Source organism: Amycolatopsis sp. cg13, assembly GCF_041346965.1.
GTDB lineage: Bacteria > Actinomycetota > Actinomycetes > Mycobacteriales > Pseudonocardiaceae > Amycolatopsis.
In genome coordinates, this window is sequence record NZ_CP166848.1 from 9,300,269 (window position 1) to 9,313,619 (window position 13,351).

At 68.6% G+C, this 13,351-nt stretch carries 11 protein-coding genes; 6 read left to right on the forward strand and 5 right to left on the reverse strand.

The genetic code is table 11. The annotated features are described in order from the left end of the window. Positions 1–28: 28 nt before the first annotated feature. Together pstA and pstC are read right to left on the reverse strand one after the other, a co-directional pair. Complete coding sequence (gene pstA, locus AB5I40_RS43515) at positions 29–1,135, reverse strand: phosphate ABC transporter permease PstA (RefSeq protein ID WP_370936019.1); 1,107 nt, start codon at positions 1,133–1,135, stop codon at positions 29–31. After that, positions 1,132–2,112 (reverse strand): phosphate ABC transporter permease subunit PstC, encoded by a 981-nt coding sequence (gene pstC / locus AB5I40_RS43520; RefSeq protein WP_370936020.1) that lies wholly within the window; start codon positions 2,110–2,112, stop codon positions 1,132–1,134. The genes pstA and pstC overlap by 4 nt, the downstream gene beginning before the upstream one ends. A 134-nt stretch (positions 2,113–2,246) precedes the next feature. Between pstC and AB5I40_RS43525 the strand changes: the two genes are divergently transcribed. Both AB5I40_RS43525 and AB5I40_RS43530 read left to right on the forward strand, forming a co-directional pair. Continuing rightward, the gene (locus AB5I40_RS43525) at positions 2,247–4,535 is read left to right on the forward strand and encodes a hypothetical protein (protein ID WP_370936021.1); all 2,289 of its coding nucleotides are present in this window, start codon (positions 2,247–2,249) and stop codon (positions 4,533–4,535) included. Beyond that, positions 4,532–5,410 carry a sortase gene (locus AB5I40_RS43530; RefSeq protein WP_370936022.1) on the forward strand — a complete coding sequence of 293 codons (879 nt, stop codon included), beginning with the start codon at positions 4,532–4,534 and terminating at the stop codon, positions 5,408–5,410. Before AB5I40_RS43525 ends, AB5I40_RS43530 begins: the two co-directional genes overlap by 4 nt. 772 nt (positions 5,411–6,182) lie before the next feature. Here AB5I40_RS43530 and AB5I40_RS43535 read toward each other — a convergent pair. Next, entirely contained in the window at positions 6,183–7,265 is a 1,083-nt protein-coding gene (locus AB5I40_RS43535) for a substrate-binding domain-containing protein (protein ID WP_370936023.1), read from the reverse strand. A 136-nt stretch (positions 7,266–7,401) separates the two neighbouring features. Then, positions 7,402–7,800 (reverse strand): DUF1508 domain-containing protein, encoded by a 399-nt coding sequence (locus AB5I40_RS43540; protein WP_344285132.1) that lies wholly within the window; start codon positions 7,798–7,800, stop codon positions 7,402–7,404. A gap of 463 nt (positions 7,801–8,263) precedes the next feature. On the opposite strand from AB5I40_RS43540, the gene AB5I40_RS43545 reads away from it, so the two are divergent. After that, a complete protein-coding gene (locus AB5I40_RS43545; protein WP_370936024.1) occupies positions 8,264–9,175 on the forward strand; it encodes a LysR family transcriptional regulator in 912 nt (303 codons plus the stop codon). Here the strand turns inward: AB5I40_RS43545 and AB5I40_RS43550 are convergent. Continuing rightward, positions 9,148–9,678, reverse strand: coding sequence for a flavin reductase family protein (locus AB5I40_RS43550; protein WP_370936025.1), 531 nt, complete (start codon positions 9,676–9,678; stop codon positions 9,148–9,150). The genes AB5I40_RS43545 and AB5I40_RS43550 overlap by 28 nt on opposite strands. 130 nt (positions 9,679–9,808) lie before the next feature. Between AB5I40_RS43550 and AB5I40_RS43555 the strand changes: the two genes are divergently transcribed. Genes AB5I40_RS43555 through AB5I40_RS43565 form a run of 3 tightly spaced genes read left to right on the forward strand, consistent with a single transcriptional unit; the run spans position 9,809 to position 13,307 of the window. Continuing rightward, entirely contained in the window at positions 9,809–10,663 is an 855-nt protein-coding gene (locus AB5I40_RS43555; RefSeq protein ID WP_370936026.1) for an alpha/beta fold hydrolase, read from the forward strand. Further along, on the forward strand, positions 10,663–12,306 hold the full coding sequence (locus AB5I40_RS43560) for an FAD-binding protein (protein ID WP_370940723.1): 1,644 nt from the start codon (positions 10,663–10,665) through the stop codon (positions 12,304–12,306). The genes AB5I40_RS43555 and AB5I40_RS43560 overlap by 1 nt, the downstream gene beginning before the upstream one ends. Next, entirely contained in the window at positions 12,303–13,307 is a 1,005-nt protein-coding gene (locus AB5I40_RS43565; protein WP_370936027.1) for a 2Fe-2S iron-sulfur cluster-binding protein, read from the forward strand. Before AB5I40_RS43560 ends, AB5I40_RS43565 begins: the two co-directional genes overlap by 4 nt. Positions 13,308–13,351: the final 44 nt, after the last annotated feature.

Below are 13,351 nucleotides of genomic sequence, written 5' to 3' on the forward strand. Positions count from 1 at the left end.
ACGGGTTCGCGGACTTCGAGGGTTTCGGTCACCGGGCACTCCTGGTTTTCGTGCGGCGCGCCGACCAGCGTTTGCGGCCGATCAGCCGGGTCAGGGCGAACAGCGCGAAGATCAGCAGGATCAGCACCAGCGCGCCGATGTACCCGCGTTCCTGCGCCGAGGCGAGCGGTTCTTTGATGTAGCGGTAAACGAAGCGGGGCAAGCTTTCCTGCGGTTCGCTGAACGGATTGAAATTCATCGAAAGCGTGCCGAAGGAAGTGAACAGCAACGGCGCGGTTTCGCCGACCACTCGGGCGATGCCGAGAATGATCGCGGTGCTCACGCCGGTGCGCGCGGTCGGCAGCACGACTGACCAGACCGTGCGCGCGCGGCTCGCGCCGAGGGCGAGTGATGCCTCGCGCAGGCCGTCTGGCACCAGGCGAAGCACGACGTCGACGGTGCGGGTGACGGTCGGCAGCATGATCATTGTCAACGCGAGCGTCGCCATGAATCCGGAGAAGCCGAGTTGTGCGGGCGGCAGGATCAGTGCCGCGTAAACGAAAAGACCGGCGACCACTGATGGCAGACCGCTCATGGCGTCCACGAAAATCCGCACCGGGCGGCGGAAACGGGACCGAGTTTCGTTGAGGAACACCGCCGTGAGCACGCCGAGCGGAACGACGAACACGAGCGCGAGCGCCGTTTGTTCCAGCGTCCCGACGATCGCGTGCAGACCACCGGTCGCCGTCGCCGGATCAGTCGGCGCGACGGCCGACATGTCGTGCCCGAAGAATGCCAGCCGGAGGCTGGGCACGCCCTTGAGGACGATGTAGCCGAGCAGGAACAGCAACGGGATCAGCAGGCCGACCGCGCCGCTCACCACGACCGCGGACACCAGCTTGTCGACCGCCGCGAGCCGCCCGAGCCGGTCGCGAGTGACGAGGTAGAGCATCCCCAGGTACAGCAGATACGCCACGACCAGATCGGCGAGCCAGCCCGGCGACACCAGCAGCTGGTGCATCACGAACCAGGTCAGCAGAGTCGCTGACACGGCGCAGCCGAGCGCCACGAGCCGGTCCTGCGGCGTGGTCGCAGACGTCCGACGGCGCACCGGAATCGGACGCACTTGTTCGGGACGGATTTCGGTGGCGGTCACGCGTCGACCCCCGCTCCGGAACGGCTGCGGGAAATGATCACCGACGCGGTGAAGTTCGTCGCCAGCGTAAAGGCGAACAACACCAGCCCGGCCGCCATCAACCCGCTCAACGCAGGCCCGGATTGTCCCGCGTTGTTAGCGACGAAGCCCGAAATAGTCGCGCCGCCGAACTCGAGCAGATGCGTCGTCAATTCCGGAACCTGAGGCAGCAGAAGGGAAACCGCGATCGTCTCGCCGAGCGCACGGCCGAGCCCGAGCATCGAGCCGCCGACGATCCCGCCGCGGCCGAACGGCAGCACAACCGTGCGCACCATGCCCCAACGAGTGCTGCCCAGAGCGAGCGCCGCTTCCTTTTCCCCGGACGGAGTCTGAGTGAAAACCTCGCGGATGACCGACGTCGTGATCGGAATGACCATCAGCGAAACCACGAGCCCCGCGACGAACATCGAATTGAACAGCACCGCGCCCGGTTTCGTCTCGAACAGCGGGAACCAGCCGAGATTGTCGGTCATCCATTGCGACAACGGAGTGATGTACGGACGGAGGAAGCTGAATCCCCAGAGGCCGTAGAGCAAACTGGGGATCGCGGCGAGCAGATCGACGAGCCCGGTGAGGAACCCGCGCATCCGCGGACTGGCGTAATCGCTGATGAACAACGCGGCCAGCACCGAAAACGGCACCGCGACGGCGACCGCGATCAGCGCGACCACCACCGTGCCGTACAGCAGGCCGAGAACGCCGAAATGCCCGGAAGCCGGGTCGAACTGGATCGTGGTGAAGAAGCCGAAACCGCTGGCCTCGAACGTGGGCGCGGACCGGTAGACGAGGAAGAACCCGATCACGATCAAGAGCGCGAGCACCGAAAGCCCGGCCCCGCTCGTGACGCGGCGAAAGAGCCGATCGGCCCGAGACGGCAGATCGGCGAGGACGAGACGCTCCGGCGGCGCGGGGCCGGACGAGGAGGACGAGACGGTCACGGCAGCGAGTATTACGAGCCGGAAGCGGAGAAAGTTGGCTGGACAGCGAAGGCCCGACGGCGCGTACGTGAACCGGTGCCCGCGTTCCGTTCCTGTTTGTTGACGCCGCGCGCGACGCTGGAGAAGTTGAACCCATGAACCGCTTCAGACGCGTGGCGCACGTACTAGCCGCCGGAGTGCTCGCGGTGCTGGGCGTCGCCGTCGTGCCGGCCGCGTCCGCGCAGACGCAGCCGAGTCCGTTGAATTACCAAGTGCAGGTCACCGGTGCTGACCCGATGAACGCGCAGGACGGGGATTCGTTGCGGATCACGATCTCGGGCCTGCCCACACGAGCTGTCGCGAACTATTACGTGTGCCCGGAGCAACTGCCTGACTCGCTGGTGATCAACAAGCTTGACCCGGTGACGCATACCCGGTCCTGGGTCCACGACGACTCGATGGTGAACCGAGTCGCGGCTTATTGCGGCCAGTTCAACGACGAGCTGTCGAGCTCGAGCTTCAGCGGCCCGCCGAAGGACCGGGGGCGGAGCGCTGCCACTAAGAACATCGTGTTCGACACCTATGTGCCTCGCGGAGCGGCTACGCCGCACGCCGTGCCCTACGATCCCGGCCTCACCGACATCGTCAAGAGCCCGCAATTCCCGTGGCCGGCCAATCCTGGCAACAAGAAGTTTTCCTTCGCCTGCGACGAGAACCACCCGTGCACGCTGACGCTGAGGATCACGATCCCGTGGACGCCCACCAGCCCTGCGCAGAAGGTGATCGACAGTTCGATCCGCTTTCGCGCCAGCGCGCCCGGGATCAAGATCCAAGGATGCGGCGGCATCGGGCCGAGCACCCTGACCGGGAGCATGCCGGAGCGCTTCGGACGCACGGCGGTCGACTGGAACCAGATGCTGTGTGCACCGACGAAGGCGGCCCAGCCGGTCAACATCGTGAACGAAACCGAGGACGTCGGGCTGACGTCGTTCGACAAGGGCGATACCGACGTGGTCGTCACCGGGTCCGGCGGTGCGCTCGCCGCACAGCAGGTCCGGGCCCGCAGCTATGTTCCCGTCGGGCTCAACGCCACCGTGCTCGCCGCGATCGGCTGGACGCCGGACGACCGCGACGACCTCGGCACCCGGCTGAAGTCGCGGCTGTCGGACCATCTCGCGTTCAGCTGGGACGACCTGGCCAACCTGCTGAGCAAGGGCGGCGAGCAGCCGGGCAGCACCGGCCGGGGCGGCATCTTCGTCGACGGATCCGCGCTGGTGAACCGCAACCGCGCGCTCGCCGCGATCGGCCCGAGCGAGGTGGGCGGGGCCGCCGACGCGCGGGCCGGGCGTTCCGACCTCGCGTTCTTCGGGGTGGCCGGGGAAGCCGGGCCGGGCACGGTGCCCCTGGTGCTCAGCAGCCGGTTGAACGGATCCCCGGCCTGGAAATACGCGCGCTTCGTGAATCACCAAGGCGAACCGCTGAAGGGGAGCGACGGACCGGTCGGCGTGGTCACCGATCTCAACGGGCTGAACCTCGGCGACGACACCGCGCACAATGTCGACGCGAAGACCGGCCGGATCAACGTGCGCAAGCAGGTGAGCAACGCCACCCTGGGCAACGGCGGGGATTGCGTGAACGGCTGCGTGAACTGGGTGGTCACCGATCTGGCGACGGCGACGGAGAACGGCTGGACTCCGGTCGCCCTGCCCAACGGCCACGGCGGCTATGTCGCGCCGACCCCGAAGTCGCTGGAAGCGGCGGCCGCGCACGCGGAAGCGACGAAGGACGGTTCGATCCGGCTCGTCGCCAACGGCGATCCGGAGGCGTATCCGCTCGCCTACGTCGAGTCCGTCGCCGCTCCGGTCAACCCGCTGGTCGATGCTTCGTGCGCGCCGGAAGCCGCGAAACAGGCGCAGCTCGCCGCCTTCCTGAAGGCCTCGATCAACGAGGGCCAAAGCGGCATGGGGCCCGGAATGGTCCCGCTGCCGCCGGATTTGCTGTCCGCGGCGCAGGCGGCATCGGCGAAGGTGGGCTCCGGCACGGCGACGGCTTCCTGCCATGAGCAGAAGGAAGCCCGGAATCCTGGCGCGGCGGACGGCGGCCCCGGGGCCGGTCAGCCCGCCGGCGCCACACCGCTCGGCGGGGGCTTCGGCGGTCCGCTTCCTCGCTCTGGCTCGAATGGCCCCGGTGCGGCGGAAGCCGCGGCGCTGGCGATGAAAGCGCCGACCCAAGCGAGCATGCAGGAAGGGCGCAGCGTCGCCGCGGCGGTGCAGATCCCCTTGTTCCCGGGGGCAGGCGTGCTGGGGGCGCTGATTCCGTTGCTCGCTTTGGTCGCGCTGGTGTTCCTGCCGCCGACGACCGGCTACCTGACCGCGGGCAAGCCGTTGCCGCCGTGGCTGAACCAGTTCGCCGGCAGGGTAATCGCATTGCGACGCCGCGCATGACCGCGACGCTGCGTGCCCCGGTGCACTTGAATCCAAAGTGGACAGTTATCGCGGTCGTCGGCTGGTTGGTCACCACTGTGCTGTGCTTCGGCATCGTCGCCTACGCACTCGGGCCGATGCTGGCGAACAACGATCAGCGAGCGGCGCTCTCGGCCCTGCAGAGCCGGATGGCCCAGGCGCAGGGCGCGGCACGTACTTTGCTCGGCGCCGCGCCGGTGACGAAACCGCCGGAGTCCGGTGCGCCGGTGGCGGTGCTGGAGATCCCGAAACTGCAGGTGCAGCAGGTGGTGCTCGAAGGCGTGGAACCGGGCGACACGATGTCCGGGCCGGGGCATGTCCCGGGAACCTCGGGCCCCGGCCAGCCGGGCAACTCCGCGGTGGTCGGCCGGTACTCCGGATACGGGGCGCCGTTCTCCCGGCTCAGCGAACTGTCGCGGGGGGACCGGCTGGTGGTCGCGACCACCCAGGGGAAATCGGTCTACACCGTGACCGACACGGCGGCCCGAGACCTGGACGAGGACCGCGACTACGGCCGCACCGAGAACGACCGGCTGACGCTCGTCACCTCGGACTCGTGGTGGCCGGGTTCCGCGTCGAGCGCGACGGTGGTGACGGCCGTCCTCGACGGCAAGCCGTTCCGCCCGACGCCGCAGAACGGCCGGGCGGACGCCCAGGACGGGCGCACCGGGGACACCGGGGGCTGGGCCCGGCTGGTGCTCGCGTTCGGCGGCTTCGCGGTGGTGGCGGTGGGGGCGACGGTGCTGTACCGCCGCTGGCGTTCGGTGTCCACCTATGTGCTGACGACACCGGCGTTGCTGGCGCTGGCGGTGTTGGCGGCGTCGGCGGTGTGGAGGTTGTTGCCTGGTTGGGCTTGATCTGCCGAACCGGATGCCGGAAATACGGAGAGATCCCGTATTTCCGGCATCCGTCCCGATGGATCAGGCGTGAGAGCAGGTGACGCGGTCGCGTTCGGGCGGCAGCGGTTCGAAACCGTCGTCGAAGCCGACCGCGGTGAGGGCGGCGCAGGACGGCGCTCGAGTGTCGACCACGTGGTACGCGGAGTGGCTGCCGAGGAAACGCCGGTCAGAGTTCCTTCGAAGACCACCTCGTCGCCCTGTTCGACCCGCTGCGCCGCGGAGCAAGGCGCGATCGCGTTCGGCCGGTCGGCGGGGAAATGGTTGTGCGTCGTTCTCCTGGGACAGCCGGGGGGCGACAGGCTTGGTGTCTGGGTCGAAGCCGAAGCACGGAGACGGTGATAGGGGCGTTGGCACCGCCGACCTGGCTGCAAGCGGTGACGGTGCCCTTGCGGACGTCGCGCAGTTGGCCGATGGCCAGAGTGACTCTGGTGCCGCTCGACGACACGGACCAGGAGACGGCGTCTCTGGCGAGGCCCCTGGAGCTTGCGACGTCGACGGATCGGAAGACAGCGGCGGCGCGTCGGAAGAGACGAGTTCGATCGAGCCGCTGCCGAGTAGCCCGTGACGGCGCCGTCGGGAGCCGGGTTGGCAGCAACCAGGCAGGTGTGTGGTGCCGGGATCGTAGAGACCGCCGGGCACCGGAAAGGACCGCTCCGCGCGGATCCGGCCGGAAAAGCGGGATCGGCCCGGCCGGGGAGAAAGCTTCCCGGCCGGGCCGATGCTCAGTGCGTCAGGAGAGGGTGCAGGTGACGCCGGTGGCGTCGGCCTGCAGCGGCTTGAAGCCGTACTGCGACAGCGTGGCGGCGAGGCTGCCGGCGCAGAGCGGGCTCGGGCCGTCCGAATCGAAGCCGACCGCGTTGAGCGCCGCGCCGTAGGACTTCGAGCGGGTGTCGAGCACGTAGTACACGGTGCGGGCGCCGGTGAAGCCGTCGGCGAACGCCGGGGCGAAGTTCGGAGCGGTGCCCGAAACCGGGGCGCCGTCCGAACCGGCACCGGTCAGAGTGCCTTCGAAGAAGCCGGCGCGCTTGTCGCTGACGACGCCGTTGCCCTGCGCGACCCACTGGGCCACGGAATAGGGCGCGATAGCCGTCGACTGCTTGCCGGCGTCGATGGTGTTGGCTTCGTTTTCCTGGAACCGGTTGACGACGACCGGCTTGGTGGTCGGGTCGAAGCCGAGCACAGTGGTGGTGAAGAAGGACAGCGTGCCCGAGCCGGTCTGGGGGAGATAGACGTCGATCGGGGCGTTGGCGCCGCCGACCTGGTTCCAGTTGGTGATGGCGCCGCTGTAGATGTCGCGGAGCTGTGCGAGCGTCAGGGTGACGCCGGCGCCCGCTCCGGTCGAGGAGGCAGCCCAGGACACGCCGTCCTTGGCGAAGCCGTAGTACTGGAACGTCGCCGGGTCGGAAGCCGAGCGCGGCGAGGACGAGCGAGCCAGGTCGACCGAGGCGCTGCCCGCCGCGGCGGCGTTGGCCAGCGCGGTCTTGCCCGCGGAGGAACCGTTGGGCGGCGGGTTGGAACCGTTGTAGGTGGTGCCGCCGTCGAAGGCGTCGCCGGGGACGGTGAACGAGGTGCCGGGGGCGAGAACCGGCGGCACGTTCACGTAGTTGTCGGGGTCGGTGTTCGCCGTCGAGCTGTTCGCGGCGGCGAACACCGCGGACGTGACGTCCGCGATGGTGTCGGAGCCGACGGCCGCGACGACCTCCTTGGTTCCGTTGGGACCGGGGATTGCGCTGGCGGTACCCGGGAAAATCAGGGCCGCACCCGCGGCGACCGCGGCGGAGACGCCCACGAACCGGGCAGTACGAGCACGCATCAGTTTGTACTCTTTCTGTCTGGTCTCGACCACGGGATTCCGTGGCCGGGATCAAACCTCGCGGGGTTCGGCAAACAGTGCCCGGTTGGTCGCGTTCCCACCCGACGGCGCGGGAGTTAATGCCCGACGAACGCGATCAGCCCGGCAGCCGGTACTTCGTGCGCCAGTCGGTGATCCGGCCCTCCGCCGCGAATTCCGCCGCTTCCCCGATCGCGGCGACAAAGCGCTCGTATCCGTGCTGTGCCTCGATCCGGCGGCCGTAGGCGTGGCTCGCCGACGCGATCGTGCCGTTGCCCGCGCGCAGCAGCCACCGCCAGTCGATTCCGTGGTCGTGGGTCAGTTCCATGCGCGTGCGCGGGATGTTCGCGCACAGCCACTGGATCGCCGCGACGCATTCCTCTCCGTTGCGGTAGTCGACGGTGCCCAGCCCCAGCGACGCGTTGTTCGTGCCGAGGAGCCGCCATCTCGTCGCATTTCCCGGGCCGCCGATCAGCTGGAACCGGGGAGTCCGACGTGGACTTCGAGCGCTTTTCATGTGTCGCAACCTCAGTCCGGCTCGGACGGCCGTCCGGTGACAAGCCGTCGCAGTCAGAATGGACATCGCGGGCGCGCCGCCGGAAAGTTACCGTCAGCGGTTAAGCGGCGACGGCCACCCGGTGAACAGCGGGTGCGTGCGGGCATTCCACAGTAGACCGTCGGCCGACGGTCACGCTCGAGATTCTTTTCGCCACTCCTGGCAAGGACATCGCCCGGTGCCGTGCCGGTGTTTCGCGCGCTGAGCGGTTCGCGGCGAGTTCGACTGTTCGCCGCAACCGCGATTCGGGCGTTCGGCGGCACCTGCGGCGAGGTAATTGGGGCACGCTCGGTGTCCTTCGGGGCGCGAAAACCTCGGCCCGCGCGGATCGGGTCGGTATTTTGCGCCGTGGCCAAGGGGAGGGGACTGCGGTGGCGTCTACTGTGGACGTCCGGGAAAGCGCGTTTCGGATATGGTTGGCGGAATGGCTGATCTGACGCTCACCGGCCTCCGGGTCGTGGTGGAGGTGGCCCGCACCGGGTCGTTCAGTGCTGCCGCGCACCGGCTCGGCTACACGCAATCGGCGGTGTCGCGGCAGATCGCGGCGAGCGAACGCGCTACTGGAACCGCGTTGTTCGAGCGGCACGCCCGCGGAATCCGTCCTACGACAGCAGGGGAAGTGCTGATCCGGCACGCCGGGCGGGTTTTGGAAAGCGTGAGCGCGGCCGGGAAAGAACTGGCCGGGCTCCGGGACCGGCTAGCCGGACGGATCATCGTCGGGGCCTTTCCCGCCGCGTCGGCGGTTTTGCTGCCCAGGGCGGTTTCCCGGCTGATGCGCGCGCATCCGGGCGTGGAGGTGCAGCTCGCCGAGTCCGCGACTCCGGCGCAGCTGCAGTCGCTGCGGCGCGGGCGGCTCGAGGTCGCGGTGGTCGTGACCGGCGACGATCTGCCGGAATACGACTTCGACAGCTTGCGCCGCACCGAATTGCGCGGCGGAATCGGGTACGGGGTCGCGGTCGCGGAAGCGCATCCGTTCGCCGGGCGCAGCTGGGTCGAACCGGACGAATTGGCCGAGCAGCACTGGATCGTCGGCGCGGGCAGTTCGCCGGAATTCGGGACGTGGCCGGGAATCGCCGGGCCGATGATCGCGTTCGCGGTGCGCGCGTGGCCGACGCGGTTAGGCCTGGTCGCGGCGGGACTGGGAATTTCGCTGGTGCCCGGTTTCGCGGCGGACGCGCTGCCCGCCGACGTCCGGTGGATCCCTGTGCGCGACGAGTGCGGCGGCCTGCGGCGCAGCTTGTGGGCGGTGACCGGGGAGCAGCCTGGTCCGGCGGCGGTGGCGATGGTGCGGGCACTGGAGGAAGAGGCTCAGCGGTCGCTCCAGCCCCAGAGGTAGCCCGGGACCTCGTCCGGACGGCCTTCGACGCCGAAATCGCCGCGGTAGAAAATCATCGGCCGCTCGTCGGCGCCGGGGTCGAGCGCGAGCACCCGGCCGAGGACCACGTCGTGGTCGCCCGCGTGGTGCACCGTTTCGATGTCAGCGTGCACGCGCAGCAGCACATCGGGCAATTCCGGTGTGTCCCACCGGGAAAGCTCCCAATCCAGTCCTGCGAAGCGAAGTCCGTGACGGGATCCGAAGCGAGCGCAGAGATCGGCTTGCGGTTCGGCCAGCACGTTGACGCAGAACCGCCCGGCGGCGCGGATGCGCGGCCACGCCCGGCCGCCGCGGTCGGCGCAGAAGAGCACCAGCGGCGGTTCCAGCGACACCGACGCGAAGGACTGGCAGGTGAATCCCACCGCCTCGCCGCCGTCGACGCCGGTCACCACGGTGACGCCGCTGGCGAACCGGCTCAGCGCGCGGCGCATTTCCAGCGGGGTCGGTGCTTCGGTGGCTTGCATGGCTTCGACGGTAAAAGCTGCCGGCAGTGCCCGGGACGAGCTCTCTCGGTGACCGGGACTGAAGGCCCGCGCGCGTGCGGCGGCTGGCTAGCTTCGGCGGCATCCCGCACCCACGAGCAAGAGGTCAGCCATGCCGGAACTGAGCCACGACGCGACGCTGCGCGAACTCCGCACCGACCGGGGCGTGCTGCGCTACCACGAAGCAGGCGACGGCCCGCCGGTCGTGCTGCTGCACGGATCCGGCCCCGGCGTCACCGGATGGCAGAACTTCCGGGCGAATCTGCCGTCGTTCGCCGCGCATTTCCGGTGCCTGATCCTGGAATTCCCCGGATTCGGCGTGAGCGACCCGGTCGCGGGCCCGCCGATGCCCGCCGCCGAACGCGCGGTGCTCGACCTGCTCGACGGGCTCGGCATCGCCGCCGCCGACCTCGTCGGCAACTCGATGGGCGGGTTCGTCGCCACCCGCACCGCGATCGCGCAGCCGGATCGCGTCCGCAGGCTGGTGACCGTCGGCGGGATGGGCACGAACATCTTCAGCCCGGCTCCGGGCGAGGGCATCAACCTGCTGACCGAATTCGTCGAGGACCCGACGCGCGAACGGCTCGTGCAGTGGCTGAATTCGATGGTTTTCGACCGCGGCCTGATCACCGAAGAACTGATCGAGGAACGCTGGCGGCTCGCGACCGCGGCGGATTCCTTGGCCAGTGCCAAGAAAATGTACGGCAAAGGCGTGCTGCAGGCGCAGGCGGCCCTCGATGTCACCCCGCTGTGGGCGACACTGCGCAAGATCCGCGCCCGCACGCTCATCACCTGGGGCCGGGACGACCGGGTCAGCCCGCTCGACATGGCGTTGATTCCGATGCGCACGATTCCCCACGCGGAACTCCACATTCTTCCGAATTGCGGTCATTGGACGATGATCGAGCAGAAAGAAGCGTGGGAAAGCGCCGTTCTCGCGTTCCTGCTCCGGAAGGACGGCGAATGATGGCCTGGGACGCGGAGTACGACTTCGTCGTCGTGGGGTCGGGCGGCGGCGGAATGACCGCAGCACTGACCGCCGCGGCGGCCGGGCTGGACGTGCTGGTCGTCGAGAAAGGCGCGATGTACGGCGGCTCCACCGGGATTTCCGGCGGCGGCATCTGGATCCCGAACAACCCGACGCTGCGCGCGGCCGGGCACGACGACAGCCGGGAGTCGATCCGCCGTTACCTCGATCTGCTCACCGAAGGACGCGTTCCGGCGAAGCGGCTCGACGCGTATGTCGACCATGGTCCGGCGGCGATGGAACTGCTGGAGCGCAGCAAATGGCTGCGGTTCTTCTGGGTCAAGGGTTACGCCGATTACCACCCGGAACTGGAAGGTGGCCGTCCGCTAGGCCGGTCGGTCGAGGCGAAGCCGTTCGACACCCGGAACCTCGGCGAGGACGAGCGGCACCAGCGGCCGAACACGATGAAGGGCCCGCTCGGCCTGTGGGTCACCGCGAAGGATTACCACGATCTGGCGATGGTCAAGCGCACCTGGCGCGGCCGGTGGGCGTCGGTGATCGCGGCCTGGCGGGTGTCGTCCAATGTGGTCCGGCGCCGGCACATGGCGACCGGCGGCCGTGCGCTGGTCGCGCGGTTGCGGATGGCGTTGAAGGACGCCGGGGTCCCGTTGTGGCTGCGGTCGCCGATGACCGAGCTGGTGGTCGAGGACGGCCGGGTGACCGGGATTGTCGCCGAGCACGACGGTGCGCAGCAGCGGATCCGCGCCCGCCGTGGCGTGCTGCTGGCGACCGGCGGCTTCGAGCACAGCGCTGACCTGCGGAAACGCTATCTGCCGGAAGCCGCCTGGGATGACTACAGCGGCGGCGCGCGGGAGAACGTCGGCGACGGCATCGAGGCCGGGCTGGGCGTTGGCGCGGCTACGGATTTGATGGACGACGCGTGGTGGATGCCGTCGGTGCGGCACCCGTCCGGCGCGGTCGTGCCGCTGGTGTCCGAACGGTCGATCCCGCGTTCGGTCATCGTGTCGGCCGAGGGCAGGCGGTTCACCAACGAGTCCGCGCCGTATGTCACCTTCGTGCACGCCCAGCTTGAGGGCGGACACGTACCCGCATGGTTCGTCATGGACGCGAAGGCCCGCGCGCGGTATCCGTTCGCGCAGATCTTGCCGGGTGCGCCGATTCCGGAGCCGTATTACGCGGCGGGAATCGCGCATCGGTCCGAGACATTGGCTGGTCTTGCCGAGAAGATCGGTGTTCCGGCTGACGCGCTGGCGGAAACCGTGAAGCGGTTCAACGGTTTTGCCCGTGCCGGAGTGGACAGCGATTTCGGTCGCGGCGAGTCCGCCTACGACCGGTACTACGGCGACCCGACGTTGCCGAATCCCTGTCTCGACGTGATCGAGAAGGGGCCGTATTACGCGTTCCGGATCGAGGTCGGCGACCTCGGCACCAAGGGCGGCCTGGTGTGCGACGAGAACAGCCGGGTGCTGCGCGGCGACGGCTCGGCGATCGACGGCCTGTACGCCACCGGCAACACGACCGCCGCGGTGATGGGCAACGAATACGCTGGTCCGGGCGCGACGATCGGGCCGTCGATCGTCTTCGGCTATCTCGCGGCGCAGCACGCCGCGCGCTCGGCATGAGCACGATGCGCGTGCGGGTGACCGAGGTGGTCCGCGAGACCGCCGACGCGCATTCGCTGGTACTGGAACCGATCGACGGCAGTTTCGACTACCTGCCGGGGCAATTCCTCACCGTGCGGATTCCGTCTACTGAGGACAGTGTCGCGCGTTGCTATTCGCTGTGCAGTTCCCCGCATTGCGAGGAGCCGCCGAGAATCACGGTGAAGCGCACTGCGGGCGGGTACGGATCGAATTGGTTGGTGGACAATGCGGTCGAGGGGACTGTGCTGGACGTGCTGCGGCCGTCCGGCACGTTCACGCCGCGCTCCCTCGACGCCGACGTGCTGCTGCTCGCCGCGGGCAGCGGGATCACGCCGGTGATGTCGATCCTGAAGTCCTGTCTGCGAGCCGGTTCCGGGCGGGTGACCCTGGTCTACGCGAACCGCGACGAGCAGTCGGTGATTTTCCGGGACGAGCTGCTGCGGCTGACGAAGGAACATCCGGACCGGCTGACCGTGCTGCACTGGCTGGAATCGGTGCAGGGGTTGCCGACCGAGGCCGGGCTTCGGGCGTTGGCCGCGCCGTATCGGGAGCGAGCGGCGTTCCTCTGTGGACCTGGCCCGTTCATGGATCTGGCTTCCATCGTCCTTAATGGACTCAGCGTGGAAAGCGTTACCGTGGAAAGGTTCACGTCACTCACTGGCGACCCGTTCGCCGCGGTGGAGGTGGACGAGTCCGGCCCGGCGAGCACGGTGGAAGTCGAACTCGACGGCGAGACGCGGACGTTGCGCTGGCCACGAGAGAACGCATTGCTTGACGTCCTCCTGGCGGCAGGTTTGGACGCGCCGTTCTCGTGCCGGGAGGGCGCGTGCAGTGCTTGCGCCTGTGTGCTGGTGAGCGGTGAAGTGGACCTGGCGCACAACGAAGTCCTCGACGCGCAGGATCTTGCGGACGGGTTGATTCTGGCCTGCCAGGCCCGCCCGCGGACGGATCAGGTGAGGGTTACGTACGAAGCGTCGTGAGTGTTTATCCCGGTTAGAACCGCTTGGGTTCTGGTGGTCGTTGC

Excerpts from the sequence above, each read along its gene's own strand:
- AB5I40_RS43525 (WP_370936021.1), top strand. The coding sequence starts at position 2,247 with ATGAACCGCTTCAGACGCGTGGCGCACGTACTAGCCGCCGGAGTGCTC.
- AB5I40_RS43540 (WP_344285132.1), bottom strand. The coding sequence starts at position 7,800 with ATGAAAAGCGCTCGAAGTCCACGTCGGACTCCCCGGTTCCAGCTGATC.
- AB5I40_RS43535 (WP_370936023.1), bottom strand. The coding sequence starts at position 7,265 with ATGCGTGCTCGTACTGCCCGGTTCGTGGGCGTCTCCGCCGCGGTCGCC.
- AB5I40_RS43560 (WP_370940723.1), top strand. The coding sequence starts at position 10,663 with ATGGCCTGGGACGCGGAGTACGACTTCGTCGTCGTGGGGTCGGGCGGC.
- AB5I40_RS43565 (WP_370936027.1), top strand. The coding sequence starts at position 12,303 with ATGAGCACGATGCGCGTGCGGGTGACCGAGGTGGTCCGCGAGACCGCC.
- AB5I40_RS43550 (WP_370936025.1), bottom strand. The coding sequence starts at position 9,678 with ATGCAAGCCACCGAAGCACCGACCCCGCTGGAAATGCGCCGCGCGCTG.
- AB5I40_RS43555 (WP_370936026.1), top strand. The coding sequence starts at position 9,809 with ATGCCGGAACTGAGCCACGACGCGACGCTGCGCGAACTCCGCACCGAC.
- AB5I40_RS43530 (WP_370936022.1), top strand. The coding sequence starts at position 4,532 with ATGACCGCGACGCTGCGTGCCCCGGTGCACTTGAATCCAAAGTGGACA.
- AB5I40_RS43545 (WP_370936024.1), top strand. The coding sequence starts at position 8,264 with ATGGCTGATCTGACGCTCACCGGCCTCCGGGTCGTGGTGGAGGTGGCC.